Here is a 14,126-nt window from a genome sequence, read left to right as displayed (position 1 = left end):
GCCGCGGCCAAGGCGGAGGAGGCGCTGGCCAGGGCCACGGAGGAGGCCGAGGAGCTGGCCGAGCGGCTGATCGTCGCCGAAGAGGAGCCTGGCGACGAAGAGCCGGACACCTCCGTACGGGATCGGCTGGCGGCCGACGGGGCGAACGCGCGGCAGACCGAGATGGAGGCGCGCCTCCAGGTCCGTACGCATGAGGAGCGGGTCAAGGGGCTCGCGGGGCGGGCGGACGCGCTCGACCGGGGCGCGCGCGCCGAGCGCGAGGCGCGGGCGCGTGCGGAGCAGCGCCGGGCGCGGCTGCGGCACGAGGCGACCGTGGCCTCGGCGGTGGCCTCGGGCACCCGGCAGCTGCTGGCGCATGTCGAGGTCTCACTGGTGCGGGCCGAAGAGGAGCGGGACGCGGCCGAGCGGGCGAAGGCGGAGCGGGAGCGTGAGCTGGTCGCCGAGCGCAACCATGGGCGTGAGCTCAAGGGCGAGCTGGACAAGCTGACCGACTCGGTGCACCGGGGCGAGGTGCTGGGCGCCGAGAAGCGGCTGCGGATCGAGCAGCTGGAGGCGAAGGCGCTGGAGGAGCTGGGCGTCGAGCCGGCCGGGCTGATCGCCGAGTACGGACCGGACCAGCTGGTGCCGCCGTCCCCGCCGGCCGAGGGCGAGGTGCTGCCCGAAGACCCGGAACATCCGCGGAACCAGCCGGTGCGTTACGTCAGGGCGCAGCAGGAGAAGCGGCTGAGGGCCGCCGAGCGCGCGTACCAGCAGCTGGGCAAGGTCAACCCGCTGGCGCTCGAGGAGTTCGCGGCGCTGGAGGAGCGGCATCAGTTCCTGAGTGAGCAGCTGGAGGACCTGAAGAAGACGCGGGCGGATCTGCTGCAGGTGGTCAAGGAGGTGGACGAGCGCGTCGAGCAGGTGTTCACGGAGGCCTACCGGGACACGGCGCGCGAGTTCGAGGGCGTCTTCTCACGGCTGTTCCCGGGCGGTGAGGGCCGGTTGCTGCTCACCGACCCGGAGAACATGCTGACCACGGGCGTGGACGTGGAGGCCAGGCCGCCGGGCAAGAAGGTCAAGCGGCTGTCGCTGCTGTCCGGCGGGGAGCGGTCGCTGACCGCCGTGGCGCTGCTGGTGTCGATCTTCAAGGCGCGGCCGAGCCCGTTCTATGTGATGGACGAGGTCGAGGCGGCGCTGGATGACACCAATCTGCAGCGGCTGATCCGGATCATGGAGGAGTTGCAGGAGAGCTCCCAGCTGATCGTGATCACCCACCAGAAGCGGACGATGGAGGTCGCCGACGCGCTGTACGGGGTCTCCATGCAGGGCGACGGGGTCTCGAAGGTCATCAGCCAGAGGCTGCGGTAAGCGCTTCAATACTTGAAGTCATTCGATCAAGCGCGTCCGCGAGCCCCCAATCCACCTGTGATGACTGCTGCGTCACATCCCATTGACTTCGAAACTTGAAGGCATAGTCTCTGCAACGTCGCTTTTACCTTCAAGTGGTGGCCGACCCACTCGGCCGAGCCTCCTCTGGAAGGCCCCCCACGTCCGGCAGCGCTGCCGGATGGCCACAGGAGTTCACGTTGAGCACCACCGTGCAGGCACCGGGGTCCGCGGGCCGACAGGCCCGGCCGGCCCCCCTTGGCCGTGTCATCTTCATCACCGCCGCCGCCGCGATGGGCGGCTTTCTCTTCGGCTACGACAGCTCGGTGATCAACGGAGCGGTCGAGGCCATCCGCGGCCGCTACGACATCGGCTCCGCCGCACTCGCCCAGGTCGTGGCCATCGCCCTGATCGGCTCGGCCATCGGCGCCGCCATCGCCGGCCGGGTCGCCGACCGCATCGGCCGGATCCGCGTCATGCAGATCGCCGCCGTGCTGTTCACCGTCAGCGCCGTCGGCTCGGCCCTGCCCTTCGCCCTGTGGGACCTGGCCGTATGGCGGGTGCTCGGCGGTATCGGCATCGGCATGGCCTCCGTGATCGGCCCGGCCTACATAGCCGAGGTCGCCCCGCCTGCGTACCGGGGCCGCCTGGCCTCCTTCCAGCAGGCCGCGATCGTCGTCGGCATCGCCCTGTCCCAGCTCGTCAACTGGGGCATCCTCCACCTCGCCGACGGCGACCAGCGCGGCAAGATCGGCGGCATCGAGGCCTGGCAGTGGATGCTCGGCGTGATGGTCGTCCCGGCCGTGGTGTACGGACTGCTGTCCTTCGCCATCCCCGAGTCGCCTCGCTTCCTGATCTCCGTCGGCAAGGCCGACCGCGCCAAGGAGGTCCTGGCCCAGGTCGAGGGTGACGGCAGCCACCTCGACGCGCGCGTCGCCCAGATCGAGCAGGCCATGCGCAGCGAGCACAAGTCCACCTTCAAGGACCTGCTCGGCGGCCGGTTCGGGCTGCTGCCCGTGATCTGGATCGGCATCGGTCTTTCGGTCTTCCAGCAGCTCGTCGGCATCAACGTGGCGTTCTACTACTCCTCGACGCTGTGGCAGTCCGTCGGCGTCGACCCGAGCAGCTCGTTCTTCTACTCGTTCACCACGTCGATCATCAACATCATCGGCACCGTCATCGCGATGTTCTTCGTCGACAAGATCGGCCGCAGGCCGCTCGCGCTGATCGGCTCGGCCGGTATGGCGGTCTCGCTCGGCCTGGTGGCCTGGGCCTTCTCGGCGCACCTGGTCGACGGCAAGCTTCCGCACGCCCAGGGCGTCCTGGCCCTGATCGCGGCCCACGGCTTCGTCCTCTTCTTCGCCCTCTCCTGGGGCGTGGTGGTCTGGGTGCTGCTCGGCGAGATGTTCCCGAACAAGATCCGCGCCGCCGCGCTGGGCGTCGCCGCCTCCGCGCAGTGGATCGCCAACTGGGCCATCACCGCCAGCTTCCCGAGCCTGTCGGACTGGAACCTGTCGGCGACTTACATCATGTACACCGTCTTCGCCGCGCTCTCGATCCCCTTCATCCTCAAGTGGGTGCCGGAGACCAAGGGCAAGGCGTTGGAGGAGATGGGCTAACCCCCCCGCCGGCCCCCTCCTCATCTTTCAAGGGTTCTGCCCCGCCTCACTCCTTGAGGCGGGGCAGAACTCGTTCCGCGAACAGCCGCAGCGAGCGCCAGCCCTCTTCCACGGGCATCCCGCCGCACAGCGGATGCAGCACCAGACTCGCCGCCTCGCCGTCCTCCTTGGCCAGCGCCACGCACTCCTCGGGTGTGACGATGCGGTACACGCCTTCGCCGCGCAGCGCGGCCACGTCCTCGGCGTGGGAGCGGACGGCCGAGTGCACCCCCCCGTCCGACTGCCAGGAGTCGTACATCCGGGCCTCGTGGAGCAGATGCGGGCCGAACTCCGCCCAGGCCCGCTCCGGATCCTCGGCCACATGCAGCAGCGACGTCCGCGCGGCGGGCATCACACACCAGCCCTCCGTCCCGTACTCCGCCCGCCGGGCGTGGTAGTACGCCTCCAGCTCCGGCAGATGGGCGCTGGGGAAGAACGGCAGCCCCAGCCGGGCGGCGCGGCGCGCGGCGGCCTTGGAGCTGCCGCCGACCAGCAGCGTCGGATGCGGCCGGGTGTACGGGCGCGGGGTGACCCGCACCGTACGGCCCCGGTACTCGAAGGGCTCGCCGGTCCAGGCCGCGAGCAGGGTCTCCAGCGCCTCGTCCTGGAGCGCGCCGCGCCGCTTCCACTCCCTGCCGAGCCCCGCGTACTCCTCGGGCCGGTAGCCGATGCCCGCCACCGCGACCAGGCGCCCGCCGCTCACCAGGTCGAGTACGGCGATGTCCTCGGCCAGCCGCAGCGGGTCGTAGAGCGGGACGATCAGCGCGGAGACGGTGACCGCGATCCGCCGGGTGGCGCCCAGCACCGCGCCCGCGAAGGTCAGCGGGGAGGGCAGCCAGCCGTTCGCGGCGCCGTGGTGCTCCTCGGTCTGAACGGTGTCGATGCCCTGCTCGTCGGCGAAGGCGGCCATTTCGACGGCCGCCCGGTAGCGCCGGGACAGGGACTCGGGTGTGGCTTCGGGATCGACCAGGTTGAGCCGTACGACCGTGACGGGCATGGCGGAGGTCCCCTTCTGTCCCCTTCTGCCCCGCCGGGGTGGCGGTTCCGGCCCCCTGAGCGGTGGGCGGGCGAGAGGGCACGCTATCTGACGGACCGTCAAATAAACAGAGAGCGGAGGCCCGAGGTCTGCGGCGAGCGCCCCCGCGCGGCGGAGCCGCGTATCGACGCTCCGGGCAGGGGCGGGGCGGATGACTCATGCGCCTGGGACACAGGGCGGCTGACGGTAGGGGCAGGCCCGGTGCCCCGGGCCTCGACTTCCCGCCGCCGTGCGGACGTAAAGCCGCCGTGCGGACACAAAAAGGAGGGGCGCGTGACGATCACGACGGGGGAACCGGCCATCACCGGACCCGACATCGACGACCTGGTCATCCGGGTGCGGCACGCCGCCGGCGACACCACGCAGCTCGAAGCGGCCAAGACAGCGCTCTTCGGCACGGCCGGCGCCGCCCCGGCCGACGCGCAGCTCATCCGGCAGCGGCTGCTGACCGTCGCCCTGCACCACGGCGGCGACCTGCTGGCCAAACTGCTCATCCGGCTCGGGCCGCGCGAGACCGCCATGGTCCGCCGCTACGCCCACCGGCTCGGCTACTTCCTGGAAACCCTCGAGATCTGGTCGGCCAAGCCGATCATGCTCACCCTGATGCGGTTCGGCGTCCCCTATATCGAGGCCGAGGCCATCGCCGTCGCCATCCTGCTGCTGGTGTGGTGACGGGTGAGCCCAATGGCACACGTGAGCCCAATGGAACATGTGAGCCCGACGGAACACGTGAGCCCGACGGAACACGTGAGCCCGACGGAACACGTGAGCCCGGCTGACACAGCGGGCCGGAACGCGGGTGCGGGTCCGTCACCGGTTCGGGTGGGCCCGGGCCCGCGCACACTTCACCCGCCCCACCGCGGGTAGTGCTCGGACCGGAGAACCAAGGAGGTTGCCAGATGACCCCATCCCGGACCCGCCGGACCCGCGTCCTGACCGCGCTCGCTCTGCTCACCGGCGCCGTCGTGGGGGCCGCCCCGGCGGCGTCCGCCGCCGCGGCCCCGGGAGCGGCATGGCGGCAGGCCGGGCACTTCGACACCACCAGCGCCTGTCGCAAGGCGGGCCGGAACGGGGTGGAAGCCCACAAGTGGAGCGAGTACAAATGCCGGCCGGGCCACAGCGACAACTACATCACGCTGTGGGTCAAGGGCCGGGGCAGGAGCCATACCGCCGGCCAGGCCCCGGCTCCGCCTCCGGCTTCAGCCCCTGCCCCGACCCGGGGCTCTGGGATGGGATGAGGCGCGCGGTCCAGCCCAAGGACCGCGCCGTGCAGGCCGCCGGCGGAGTCTCCGCCCTGTTCGTGGTGGTCTTCGCCGGGTGGCTGGCCGGACTGCTGCGGGTGAACGACCAATGGCTGGCCCTGTCCTATCCGCAGCCGCGCGGCACCGCCGTGCTGACCCGCGTCGCCGTGGGCATTCCGGTCCTCGGCGTCGGGGTGCTCCTGCTGGCCGAGCGCTCCGCCCGCCGCTACGGCAGCGTCCTGCTGGTCGCCGGGGCGCTGTGGCTGCTGCCCTCGGCAGCCGCCGACCTGCTGGGACTGGCCGACCTGGGCTCGGCGGGCGCCGTGGTCCAGCTGCTGATCTCGGCCGCCGGGATCGCCTGCCGCCCGCTGACCGTCCTGCTGCTGCCGCTGTGGCTGTTCCCGCGCGGTTCGCAGCGGCGGTGGCAGTGGTGGGCGATGAGCGTCGGCGCCTCCGCGTACTGGCTGGGCTACGCCGCCCTCTGGCTGGTCAGCGAGCCGATGGTCGGCTCGGCGACCAACCCCTTCTTCGCCACCGAATGCGGCCAGTGGGCCTTCGGTCACCTCGAGCACTACGCGAAGGCGGAGGAGTGGGTGCTGCGCGCCGTGGCCGCCGTGGTGACGGGCTCGCTGTGCTGCCGCGCCGCTGTCGCCCGCAGTGCCGAGCGGCGCAACTGGGCTCTGCTCGCCGCCGCCTACCCGGCCTGCGTCTTCCTGCTGCTGTCCGAATGGGCCGAGGGCATGCCCACCATCGTGGCGCGCACCGTCGGCAGCGCCGTCTGGGCGGCCGCGATCTGCCTGGGCGTCGCCCGCACCGGCATATGGCGCCTGGACCGCGTCACCAGCCACCGTCTCGCCCGCGCCTTCGTCCTCACCTCCCTCGCCGCCGTCGTCGTCTGCGCCGTCGTCGCCGTCCAGGCCGGGCTGCCCTCCCTGCGCGGCGGGGCGATCAGCACCGCCGTCGGCTGCTCCCTGCTGCTCGGCTGGGCGCTGCGGCCGACCGCCCGCTGGCTGACCCTGCGCGTCGAGCGTGCCTTCTACGGGCCGCGGGCCCGCCCCCACGAGGCGGCCAGCGCCCTGGCCGTACGCCTCCAGCAGGCGCCCCACCCCGGCGAGGTGCCCCAGCAGATCTGCCGCAGCGCCGTCGAGGACCTTGGCGTCTCGGGCGCCGCCGTCAGCGTCGACACCCGGTCAGGACCCCGGCGGCTGGCCGCGGCCGGGGCGCCGCTCACCGGCCCGGTCCAGGCATTCGTGCTGCGCCACCACGGCCGTACGGTCGGCCGCCTCGAAGTCGCCCGGGACGGCTCCGGCACCCCCGCCGAACGGGACAGCGGACTGCTCTCCCTGCTCGCCGACCAGGCGGCCCCGGCGCTCGCCGCCCTGAGCCTGGCCGAGGAGGCCCAGGCCGCCCGGGAGCGGCTGGTGCTCGCCCGTGAGCAGGAGCGCCGCCGGCTGCGGCGCGAGATCCACGACGGCCTCGGCCCCCAGCTCGCCGCCGTACGGCTGCGCCTGGACATCGCGCAGACCACCTGCCCGCCCGGGCATCCGGCCCGCCATCAGCTGCGCGAGGCCGCCGAAACCCTCGCCGAGGCCCTGGTCGAGGTGCGGCGGATCACCTCGGGTCTTGCCCCCGCCGCCCTGGCCGAGCGCGGCTTGGCCAAGGCGGTACGGGACCTGGGACGGCGGCTGGGCGGCGCCGGGCCGCGGGTGACCGTGGCCACCCACCCCACCGCACTGCCGCCGCTGTCGCCCGGTGTGGAGACGGCCGCGTACCGGATCTCCGCCGAGTCGCTGACCAACGCGGTGCGGCACGCACGGGCCCGGCAGGTCCGGATCGAGCTCACCGCGGGCCCGGACACGCTCGAGGTCAAGGTCACCGACGACGGGAGCGGGCTGCGGCGGGGCGCCGTGCCCGGCGTCGGGCTGGCCTCCGTGGCGGAGCGCGCCGAGGAGATCGGCGGCTCCTGCTCGGTGACGGGATCCGCGACGGGCACGGTGGTGCACGCGATCCTGCCGCTCGCCGGGCCGGGGGATGCCGAGCCGGCCGAGGACAACGCCGTCCATGAGGCGGCCGTATCGCTCGCACCGGAAGAACACCGCCGCGAAGGAGGCCGGGAACACGGTCGGCAGCGCGGCGGAGAGCGCGGGGAAGAGGGGCCGGGCCGGTGACGGCGGCGGCGGGAGCACCGCAGTGGCGCGTACTGCTCGTGGACGACCATCCGCTCTTCCGCGAGGGACTGGCGGCCGCGGTCAACCTGGACGACGCGTTCACCGTGGTCGGCCAGGCCGCGTCCGCCGAGGAGGCGGTCGCCGAGGCCGACCGCACCGAGCCCGACCTGGTGGTCATGGACCTCGGGCTGCCCGGCAGATCCGGTACGGAGGCCACCCGGCGGATCCTGTGCGCCCGTCCCGAGGCCCGTGTGGTCGTCATGACCATGTCCGAGGACGACGACAGCCTGCTGGCGGCCATGCGCGCCGGCGCCCGCGGCTACCTCCTCAAAGGCGCGGGCCGGGACGAGATCCTGCGCGCCCTGCACACCGTGGCACGCGGCGGCGCGGTCTTCAGCCCCCGCATGGCCGAGCGTCTTGGCACCCTGCTCGGCTCCTTCGGCACCGCATCGGCCAAGGAGGCGTTCCCCACCCTCACCGCCCGTGAGCGCGAGGTCCTGGAACTGCTGGCGGGCGGGCTCGGCTATCGCCAGATCGCCCAGCGGCTGGTGGTCACGGACAAGACCGTGCGTAACCACGTGGGCTCCATTTTCGCCAAGCTGCAGGTCCGCGATCGCGCCCAGGCAATTGTCCGGGCCCGTGAGGCCGGGCTGGGAGGTGAATGACTCCCCGCAGTCCGTTGGCTGATACTGGGTGCGTTATGGAACAAGTCATCCTTGCTGTAGTCATCGCTCTGATCGCGCTCGCCGCGGTCAGCGGGCTCGTGATCGGCAGCCGCAAGAAGAAGCGGCTGCCCCCGGCCCCGCCGAGCAGTCCGTCCGTCACCGCGCCGCCCGCCGAGCCACAGGTCGGCGAGGAGGCGGAAACCACGCTCGAGGAACCGCGCAGAACCATCGAAGAGGTGGACCTGTCGGTCACCGAGGCGCCCCCCGCGCCCGCTGTGCCCGCACAGCCGGAGGCGCCCGCGATCGAGGTGCCCGAGCCGACCGCCGGCCGGCTGGTGCGGCTGCGGGCCCGGCTCTCCCGCTCCCAGACCACGCTGGGCAAGGGGCTGCTCACCCTGCTGTCGCGGGAACACCTCGACGACGAGACCTGGGAGGAGATCGAGGACACCCTGCTGACCGCCGACGTCGGCGTCGCACCGACGCAGGAGCTGGTGGAGGGGCTCCGCGAGCGGGTCAGGGTGCTGGGCACCCGTACCCCCGAGGAGCTGCGCGGCCTGCTGCGCGCGGAACTGCTCCAGCTGATCGGCACCGAGGCCGACCGCGCCGTGCACACCGAGAGCGGCGTGGGCGCGAACGGCGAGGAGAAGCCGGGCGTCGTCATGGTCGTCGGGGTCAACGGCACCGGTAAGACCACCACCACCGGCAAGCTCGCGCGGGTGCTGGTCGCCGACGGCAAGTCGGTGGTTCTCGGCGCGGCCGACACCTTCCGCGCGGCGGCCGCCGAGCAGCTGCAGACCTGGGGCGAGCGGGTCGGCGCCCGCACCGTCCGGGGCCCCGAGGGCGGCGACCCGGCGTCGGTCGCCTTCGACGCGGTCAAGGAGGGCATCGCCGAGGGCGCGGACGTCGTGCTCGTCGACACCGCGGGACGGCTGCACACCAAGACCGGCCTGATGGACGAGCTGGGCAAGGTCAAGCGGGTCGTGGAGAAGCACGGCGCGGTCGACGAGGTGCTGCTGGTGCTCGACGCCACCACCGGGCAGAACGGCCTGGTGCAGGCGCGGGTCTTCGCCGAGGTCGTGAACATCACCGGCATTGTGCTCACCAAGCTGGACGGCACCGCCAAGGGCGGCATCGTGATCGCGGTCCAGCGCGAGCTGGGCGTACCGGTCAAGCTGGTGGGCCTGGGCGAGGGCGCGGACGATCTCGCGCCGTTCGAGCCGGAGGCCTTCGTCGATGCGCTGATCGGCGACTGACTGGCCGATTCCCTTGATCCACTCCGCCCCCTCCCCTCCGGGCGCCCGGGACCTCTCGGGCGCCCGAAGCGTTTCTGCGGGGCCTCCTCCTCCCGCTCAGTCTCGGCGCGCTTCTACGCGCGGGCTTCCCTCGTCGCTGCTCGCTCCTCCGTCGCTGCGCGGCTCCTCAGTCCAGCCCGCACAGCGCGCCAAGACACGCTCATGGCGGGGCGGGTATCCGGTTCAGCCGCCCGCGCGGTGGGCCGCGTACGCCAGCGTGCCCAGCAGCAGCCGCGCATGGGGCGGGTTGCCCGCCGTGTCGAGCGCGGGCGGGCGCAGCCAGCGGACCGGCCCGAGCCCGCCGAGGTCGCTGGGCGGGGCGGTGATGTGGTCGCCGGGCCCCAGACAGCGCAGATCCAGGTCGGCGTCGTCCCAGCCCATGCGGTAGAGCAGCTGCGGCAGCTGTTCGGCGGCGCCCGGGGCGACGAAGAACTGGGCGCGCCCGTGTGGGGTGGCGGTCGCCGGACCGAGCGGCAGCCCCATGCGCTCCAGCCGGACGAGGGCGAGCCGGCCCGCCTGCTCGGCGACCTCCAGGACGTCGAACGACTTGCCCACGGGCAGCAGCACCGCGGCCCCCGGGACCTGCTCCCAGGCGGCCGTCGCGTCGTCGAGGGTGGCGCCCGCAGGGACGGCGGAGGCGAAGGCGAGGGGGTGGGCGCCGGGGGCGGCGCAGTCGGCCTCGCCACATGAACATTCGTTTCTGCTGCCGCCCGCGCCACGCGTGGCCCGGGCGCCCGGCACCACGTCCCACCCCCACAGACAGGTGTACTCCGCCACCGTCGTGCACTCGGATGTACGGCCGCGCCGCCGCGAGCCTGGCCGCATGTCCCGGATGCCGCCGATCGTGAAGCCCATGCCCCCTCCAACGGGTCGCCCTGCCGATGGTTACGAGCCGAATGACGCGGTGATGCCGCTCGCTCGCGCTCCGTAGCCGGATGTGGTGCGGCGGCTACGGTGCGGCAGTATCGAGTGGTGCGGCGTGGTGCAGCGTGGTGCAAGGGGTGGTGAGACACTGAGCGCGCGCCCTCGTGCGCACCCCTCCACCTGTTTTCCGGTCGCCCGGTGTCAAGTGAATCGTGTGAATCGCCAGTGGCGTTCATTCGAAGGGGTGGCGAATGGTGGCGTTTTAGCGAACTTCCTCGCCGGAGGCGTGATCGTAAGATTACTTTCAGTGCATGACCCCCCCTCTCCCGCGGTTGATGCGGCGGATCGCGGGGACAACTGACCGTGACAGACGGCATTCTGGTCGCGGTGCGAGCGGAATCGTGGGATGGGGGCGTTCCAGTGGGCGACAACGGCGGCAGTGCTGACAAGCGTCCCAACGCGCAGTTGGGTTCGTGGTTTGTGCGCAGCGGCTGGTCCAAGGGCGAGCTCGCGCGTCAAGTCAACCGCAGAGCACGCCAGTTGGGCGCCCACCACATCAGCACCGACACCTCGCGGGTGCGCCGCTGGCTCGACGGTGAGCAGCCGCGCGAGCCGATTCCGCAGATTCTCTCCGAGCTGTTCTCCGACCGCTTCGGCTGTGTGGTCGGCATCGAGGACCTCGGGCTGCGCACGGCCCACCGGTCACCGTCCGTGTCCGGGGTGGACCTGCCCTGGGCCGGTCCTGAGACGGTCGCGCTGATCGGCGAATTCTCCCGCAGCGACCTGATGCTCGCCCGCCGGGGCTTCCTCGGCACCTCGCTCGCCCTGTCGGCGGGCCCGGCCCTCATCGAGCCGATGCAGCGCTGGCTGGTCCCCTCGCCCTCCGCCCGGCCCGACGGCCGGACCCAGCCGGACGCGGGCCGCTCCCGGCGGATCTCCCGGCTCTCCGAGCCCGAGCTCGAACTGCTCGAGTCGACCATCGTGATGTTCCGGAAGTGGGACGCCCAGTGCGGCGGCGGGCTGCGCCGCAAGGCGGTGGTCGGCCAGCTCCACGAGGTGACGGACCTGCTGCAGGAGCCGCATCCCGAGCGGGTCTCCAAGCGGCTGTTCAAGGTCGCGGGCGAGCTGGCCGAGCTCGCCGGGTGGATGAGCTACGACATCGGGCTCCAGCCGACCGCACAGAAGTACTTCGTCCTCGCCCTGCACGCGGCCAAGGAGTCCGGAGACCGGCCCCTCGGCTCGTACATCCTCTCCAGCATGAGCCGCCAGATGATCCATGTGGGGCGGCCCGAGGACGCGCTGGAGCTGGTCCACCTCGCCCAGTACGGCAGCAGGGAGAGCGCGACGCCGCGCACCCAGGCCATGCTGTATGCGATGGAGGCCCGGGCGTACGCCAATATGGGCCAGCCCAGCAAATGCCACCGCGCCGTGAAGCTGGCCGAGGACAGCTTCGCCGAATCCGCCGGGGGCGACGGGGACCCGGACTGGATCGGCTTCTTCTCCGAGGCCGAGCTCAACGCGGAGAACGCGCACTCGTACCGCGACCTCGCCTATGTCGCCGGCCGCAGCCCCACCTACGCCAAGCTGGCCGACCCGGTGATGCGCCGCGCCGTCGACCTCTTCGGCCAGGAGACGGCCGAGGAGGGCGGGCACCAGCGTTCGTATGCGCTCAACCTGATCGGGCTGGCCACCGTCCACCTCCTGCAGAAGGAGCCCGAGCAGTGCGCGGCGGTCGCGGAGAAGGCCCTGCCGCTCGCCCGGCGGGTGCGCTCCGAGCGGGTCAGCAACCGGCTGCGCAAGACCGTGGACACCGCGATCCGCGACTTCGGGAGCGTCCCGGAGGTGGTCCAGCTCGGCGAGCGGCTTGCCGACCACCTGCCCGACTCCTCGGATACGGCGGAGTCCGTCCGCGCCGTCTGAGCCGCCCGACGCCCCCTTTGTCCGTGGCCGCGACACGGTAACCAGGCCCTCCGGCCGTCCAGTCCCAGTTCATCAGCGCGTAACACTTCCACGCCCTTCGTCACTGCCGTGAAACATCGAGCGGCATCGACTGAAACGGCGCTGCGTCAACCTCGTGGCGAAAACCGGCCCACATGAGTTCTGCCCGCACGGGCCGTCATCCCGAGGAGACGTCCACATTGAATGGCGCAAATACCGCATTCGTATTGATCAGCGCCGCGCTCGTGATGCTGATGACCCCCGGCCTGGCCTTCTTCTACGGCGGCATGGTCCGGGTGAAGAGCGCCCTGAACATGCTGATGATGTCCTTCATCGCCCTGGGCGTCGTCAGCCTCCTGTGGGTGCTGTTCGGCTACTCCCTCACCTTCGGTGACGACATCGGCGGCGGGCTGCTCGGCAATCTGGACCACATCGGCTTCAAGGGCATCAACCCCGAGTCGCTGTGGGGCACCAAGCCCGACGCGATCCCGGTACTCGCCTTCGCCTTCTTCCAGCTGATGTTCGCGGTCATCACCCCCGCGCTGATCAGCGGCGCGGTCGCCGACCGGGTCAAGTTCGGCGCGTGGACGCTCTTCATCACCCTGTGGGTCACCGTCGTCTACTTCCCGGTCGCCCACTGGGTGTGGCAGGCCGACGGCTGGCTGTTCAAGAAGGAAGTCATCGACTTCGCGGGCGGCACGGCGGTCCACATCAACGCGGGCGCGGCCGGTCTCGCCGTGGCCCTGGTCCTCGGCAAGCGCATCGGCTTCAAGAAGGACCCGATGCGGCCGCACAACCTCCCCCTGGTGATGCTGGGCTCCGGTCTGCTGTGGTTCGGCTGGTTCGGCTTCAACGCCGGTTCCGCACTCGCCGCCAACGGAACCGCCGCCAACATGGCGTTCAACACCCAGCTCGCCACCGGCGTCGCGATGCTCGGCTGGCTCGCCTACGAGCGCATCCGGCACGGCGCCTTCACCACGCTGGGCGCGGCCTCCGGCGCCGTCGCGGGCCTCGTCGCCATCACCCCCTCCGGTGCGGCCGTCAACGCCTGGGGCGCGATCATCATCGGCCTCGTCGCGGGCGTCGTCTGCTCCTGGGCGGTCAGCCTGAAGTACAAGCTGGGCTACGACGACTCGCTCGACGTGGTCGGCGTGCACCTGGTCGGCGGCATCCTGGGCACCCTCCTGGTCGGCCTCCTCGCCACCGACGGCGTCGGCGGCCTGGACCAGCTCGGCAAGCAGGCGCTCGGCGCCTTCACGGTCCTGATCTACTCGTTCGTCGTCTCCTGGATCCTCGCCAAGGCGATCGACGTCACCATCGGCCTGCGGGCCACCGAGGACGAAGAGGTCGGCGGCCTCGACCAGGCCTACCACGCCGAGACGGCCTACGACTTCAGCGCCGTCGGAGGCGCGCACGTGGGGCGGTCTACGGTGGCCTCCATCCAGGACGAGACCGGCGCGGGCGCGCCGCAGAACAAGAAGGTGGACGCGTGAAGCTCATCACCGCGGTCGTCAAGCCCCACCGGCTGGACGAGATCAAGGAAGCCCTGCAGGCCTTCGGGGTGCACGGCCTGACCGTCACCGAGGCCAGCGGCTACGGCCGCCAGCGCGGCCACACCGAGGTCTACCGGGGCGCCGAGTACACCATCGACCTGGTGCCCAAGGTCCGTATCGAGGTGCTGGTCGAGGACGACGACGCCGACGACCTCATCGAGGTCGTGGTCAAGTCGGCCCGCACCGGCAAGATCGGGGACGGCAAGGTGTGGAGCGTCCCCGTCGACACCGCGGTGCGGGTACGGACCGGCGAGCGCGGTCCGGACGCGCTCTGACATATCTCCGACGTGTCGTGGAACCCCACCGCCCGGACGTCCTTCCCTGTGATCAAGGAGCCGAGTTGACG

The 14,126-nt window shown here is 71.8% G+C and carries 12 protein-coding genes; 10 read left to right on the top strand and 2 right to left on the bottom strand.

Annotated features, from left to right (window positions below; translation table 11 throughout):
- Both CCN51_RS30400 and CCN51_RS30395 read left to right on the top strand, forming a co-directional pair.
- On the top strand, positions 1 to 1,347 hold a 1,347-nt coding region (locus CCN51_RS30400), incomplete at its 5' end, for an AAA family ATPase (protein WP_158104710.1).
- Between the two features lie 218 nt (positions 1,348 to 1,565).
- Positions 1,566 to 2,984, top strand: coding sequence for a sugar porter family MFS transporter (locus tag CCN51_RS30395; protein WP_014176080.1), 1,419 nt, complete (start codon positions 1,566 to 1,568; stop codon positions 2,982 to 2,984).
- A 46-nt stretch (positions 2,985 to 3,030) separates the two neighbouring features.
- Here CCN51_RS30395 and CCN51_RS30390 read toward each other — a convergent pair whose 3' ends face one another.
- Positions 3,031 to 4,020, bottom strand: a complete 990-nt coding sequence (locus CCN51_RS30390) for an LLM class flavin-dependent oxidoreductase (protein ID WP_014176079.1) — start codon at positions 4,018 to 4,020, stop codon at positions 3,031 to 3,033.
- 312 nt (positions 4,021 to 4,332) lie between these two features.
- On the opposite strand from CCN51_RS30390, the gene CCN51_RS30385 reads away from it, so the two are divergent.
- From CCN51_RS30385 to ftsY, 5 genes are all read left to right on the top strand, one after another.
- Positions 4,333 to 4,731 (top strand): hypothetical protein, encoded by a 399-nt coding sequence (locus CCN51_RS30385; RefSeq protein ID WP_014176078.1) that lies wholly within the window; start codon positions 4,333 to 4,335, stop codon positions 4,729 to 4,731.
- Positions 4,732 to 4,958: 227 nt separating this feature from the next.
- Positions 4,959 to 5,297, top strand: a complete 339-nt coding sequence (locus CCN51_RS30380) for a hypothetical protein (RefSeq protein WP_014176077.1) — start codon at positions 4,959 to 4,961, stop codon at positions 5,295 to 5,297.
- The gene (locus tag CCN51_RS30375; protein WP_106436361.1) at positions 5,294 to 7,468 is read left to right on the top strand and encodes a histidine kinase; all 2,175 of its coding nucleotides are present in this window, start codon (positions 5,294 to 5,296) and stop codon (positions 7,466 to 7,468) included. Before CCN51_RS30380 ends, CCN51_RS30375 begins: the two co-directional genes overlap by 4 nt.
- Complete coding sequence (locus CCN51_RS30370) at positions 7,465 to 8,133, top strand: response regulator (protein WP_014176075.1); 669 nt, start codon at positions 7,465 to 7,467, stop codon at positions 8,131 to 8,133. Before CCN51_RS30375 ends, CCN51_RS30370 begins: the two co-directional genes overlap by 4 nt.
- 35 nt (positions 8,134 to 8,168) lie before the next feature.
- Entirely contained in the window at positions 8,169 to 9,386 is a 1,218-nt protein-coding gene (gene ftsY, locus CCN51_RS30365; protein WP_014176074.1) for a signal recognition particle-docking protein FtsY, read from the top strand.
- 222 nt (positions 9,387 to 9,608) lie between these two features.
- On the opposite strand, the gene CCN51_RS30360 is transcribed toward ftsY, so the two are convergent.
- Positions 9,609 to 10,280, bottom strand: a complete 672-nt coding sequence (locus tag CCN51_RS30360; RefSeq protein WP_014176073.1) for a bifunctional DNA primase/polymerase — start codon at positions 10,278 to 10,280, stop codon at positions 9,609 to 9,611.
- A gap of 429 nt (positions 10,281 to 10,709) precedes the next feature.
- On the opposite strand from CCN51_RS30360, the gene nsdA reads away from it, so the two are divergent.
- The 3 genes from nsdA (at position 10,710) to CCN51_RS30345 (ending at position 14,055) form a co-directional block, all read left to right on the top strand.
- Positions 10,710 to 12,209: a transcriptional repressor NsdA gene (gene nsdA / locus CCN51_RS30355; protein WP_014176072.1), complete on the top strand. Its 1,500-nt coding sequence runs from the start codon at positions 10,710 to 10,712 to the stop codon at positions 12,207 to 12,209.
- Positions 12,210 to 12,427: 218 nt separating this feature from the next.
- Positions 12,428 to 13,720, top strand: a complete 1,293-nt coding sequence (locus CCN51_RS30350; protein WP_043486656.1) for an ammonium transporter — start codon at positions 12,428 to 12,430, stop codon at positions 13,718 to 13,720.
- Positions 13,717 to 14,055, top strand: coding sequence for a P-II family nitrogen regulator (locus tag CCN51_RS30345; protein ID WP_014176070.1), 339 nt, complete (start codon positions 13,717 to 13,719; stop codon positions 14,053 to 14,055). Before CCN51_RS30350 ends, CCN51_RS30345 begins: the two co-directional genes overlap by 4 nt.
- Positions 14,056 to 14,126 lie beyond the last annotated feature (71 nt).

It is taken from the genome of Streptomyces milbemycinicus, from assembly GCF_002154605.1.
Taxonomy (GTDB): Bacteria; Actinomycetota; Actinomycetes; order Streptomycetales; family Streptomycetaceae; genus Streptomyces; species Streptomyces milbemycinicus.
The sequence above is the reverse complement of the archived record's forward strand: the minus strand, read 5'-3'. Positions and strand labels throughout refer to the sequence as shown.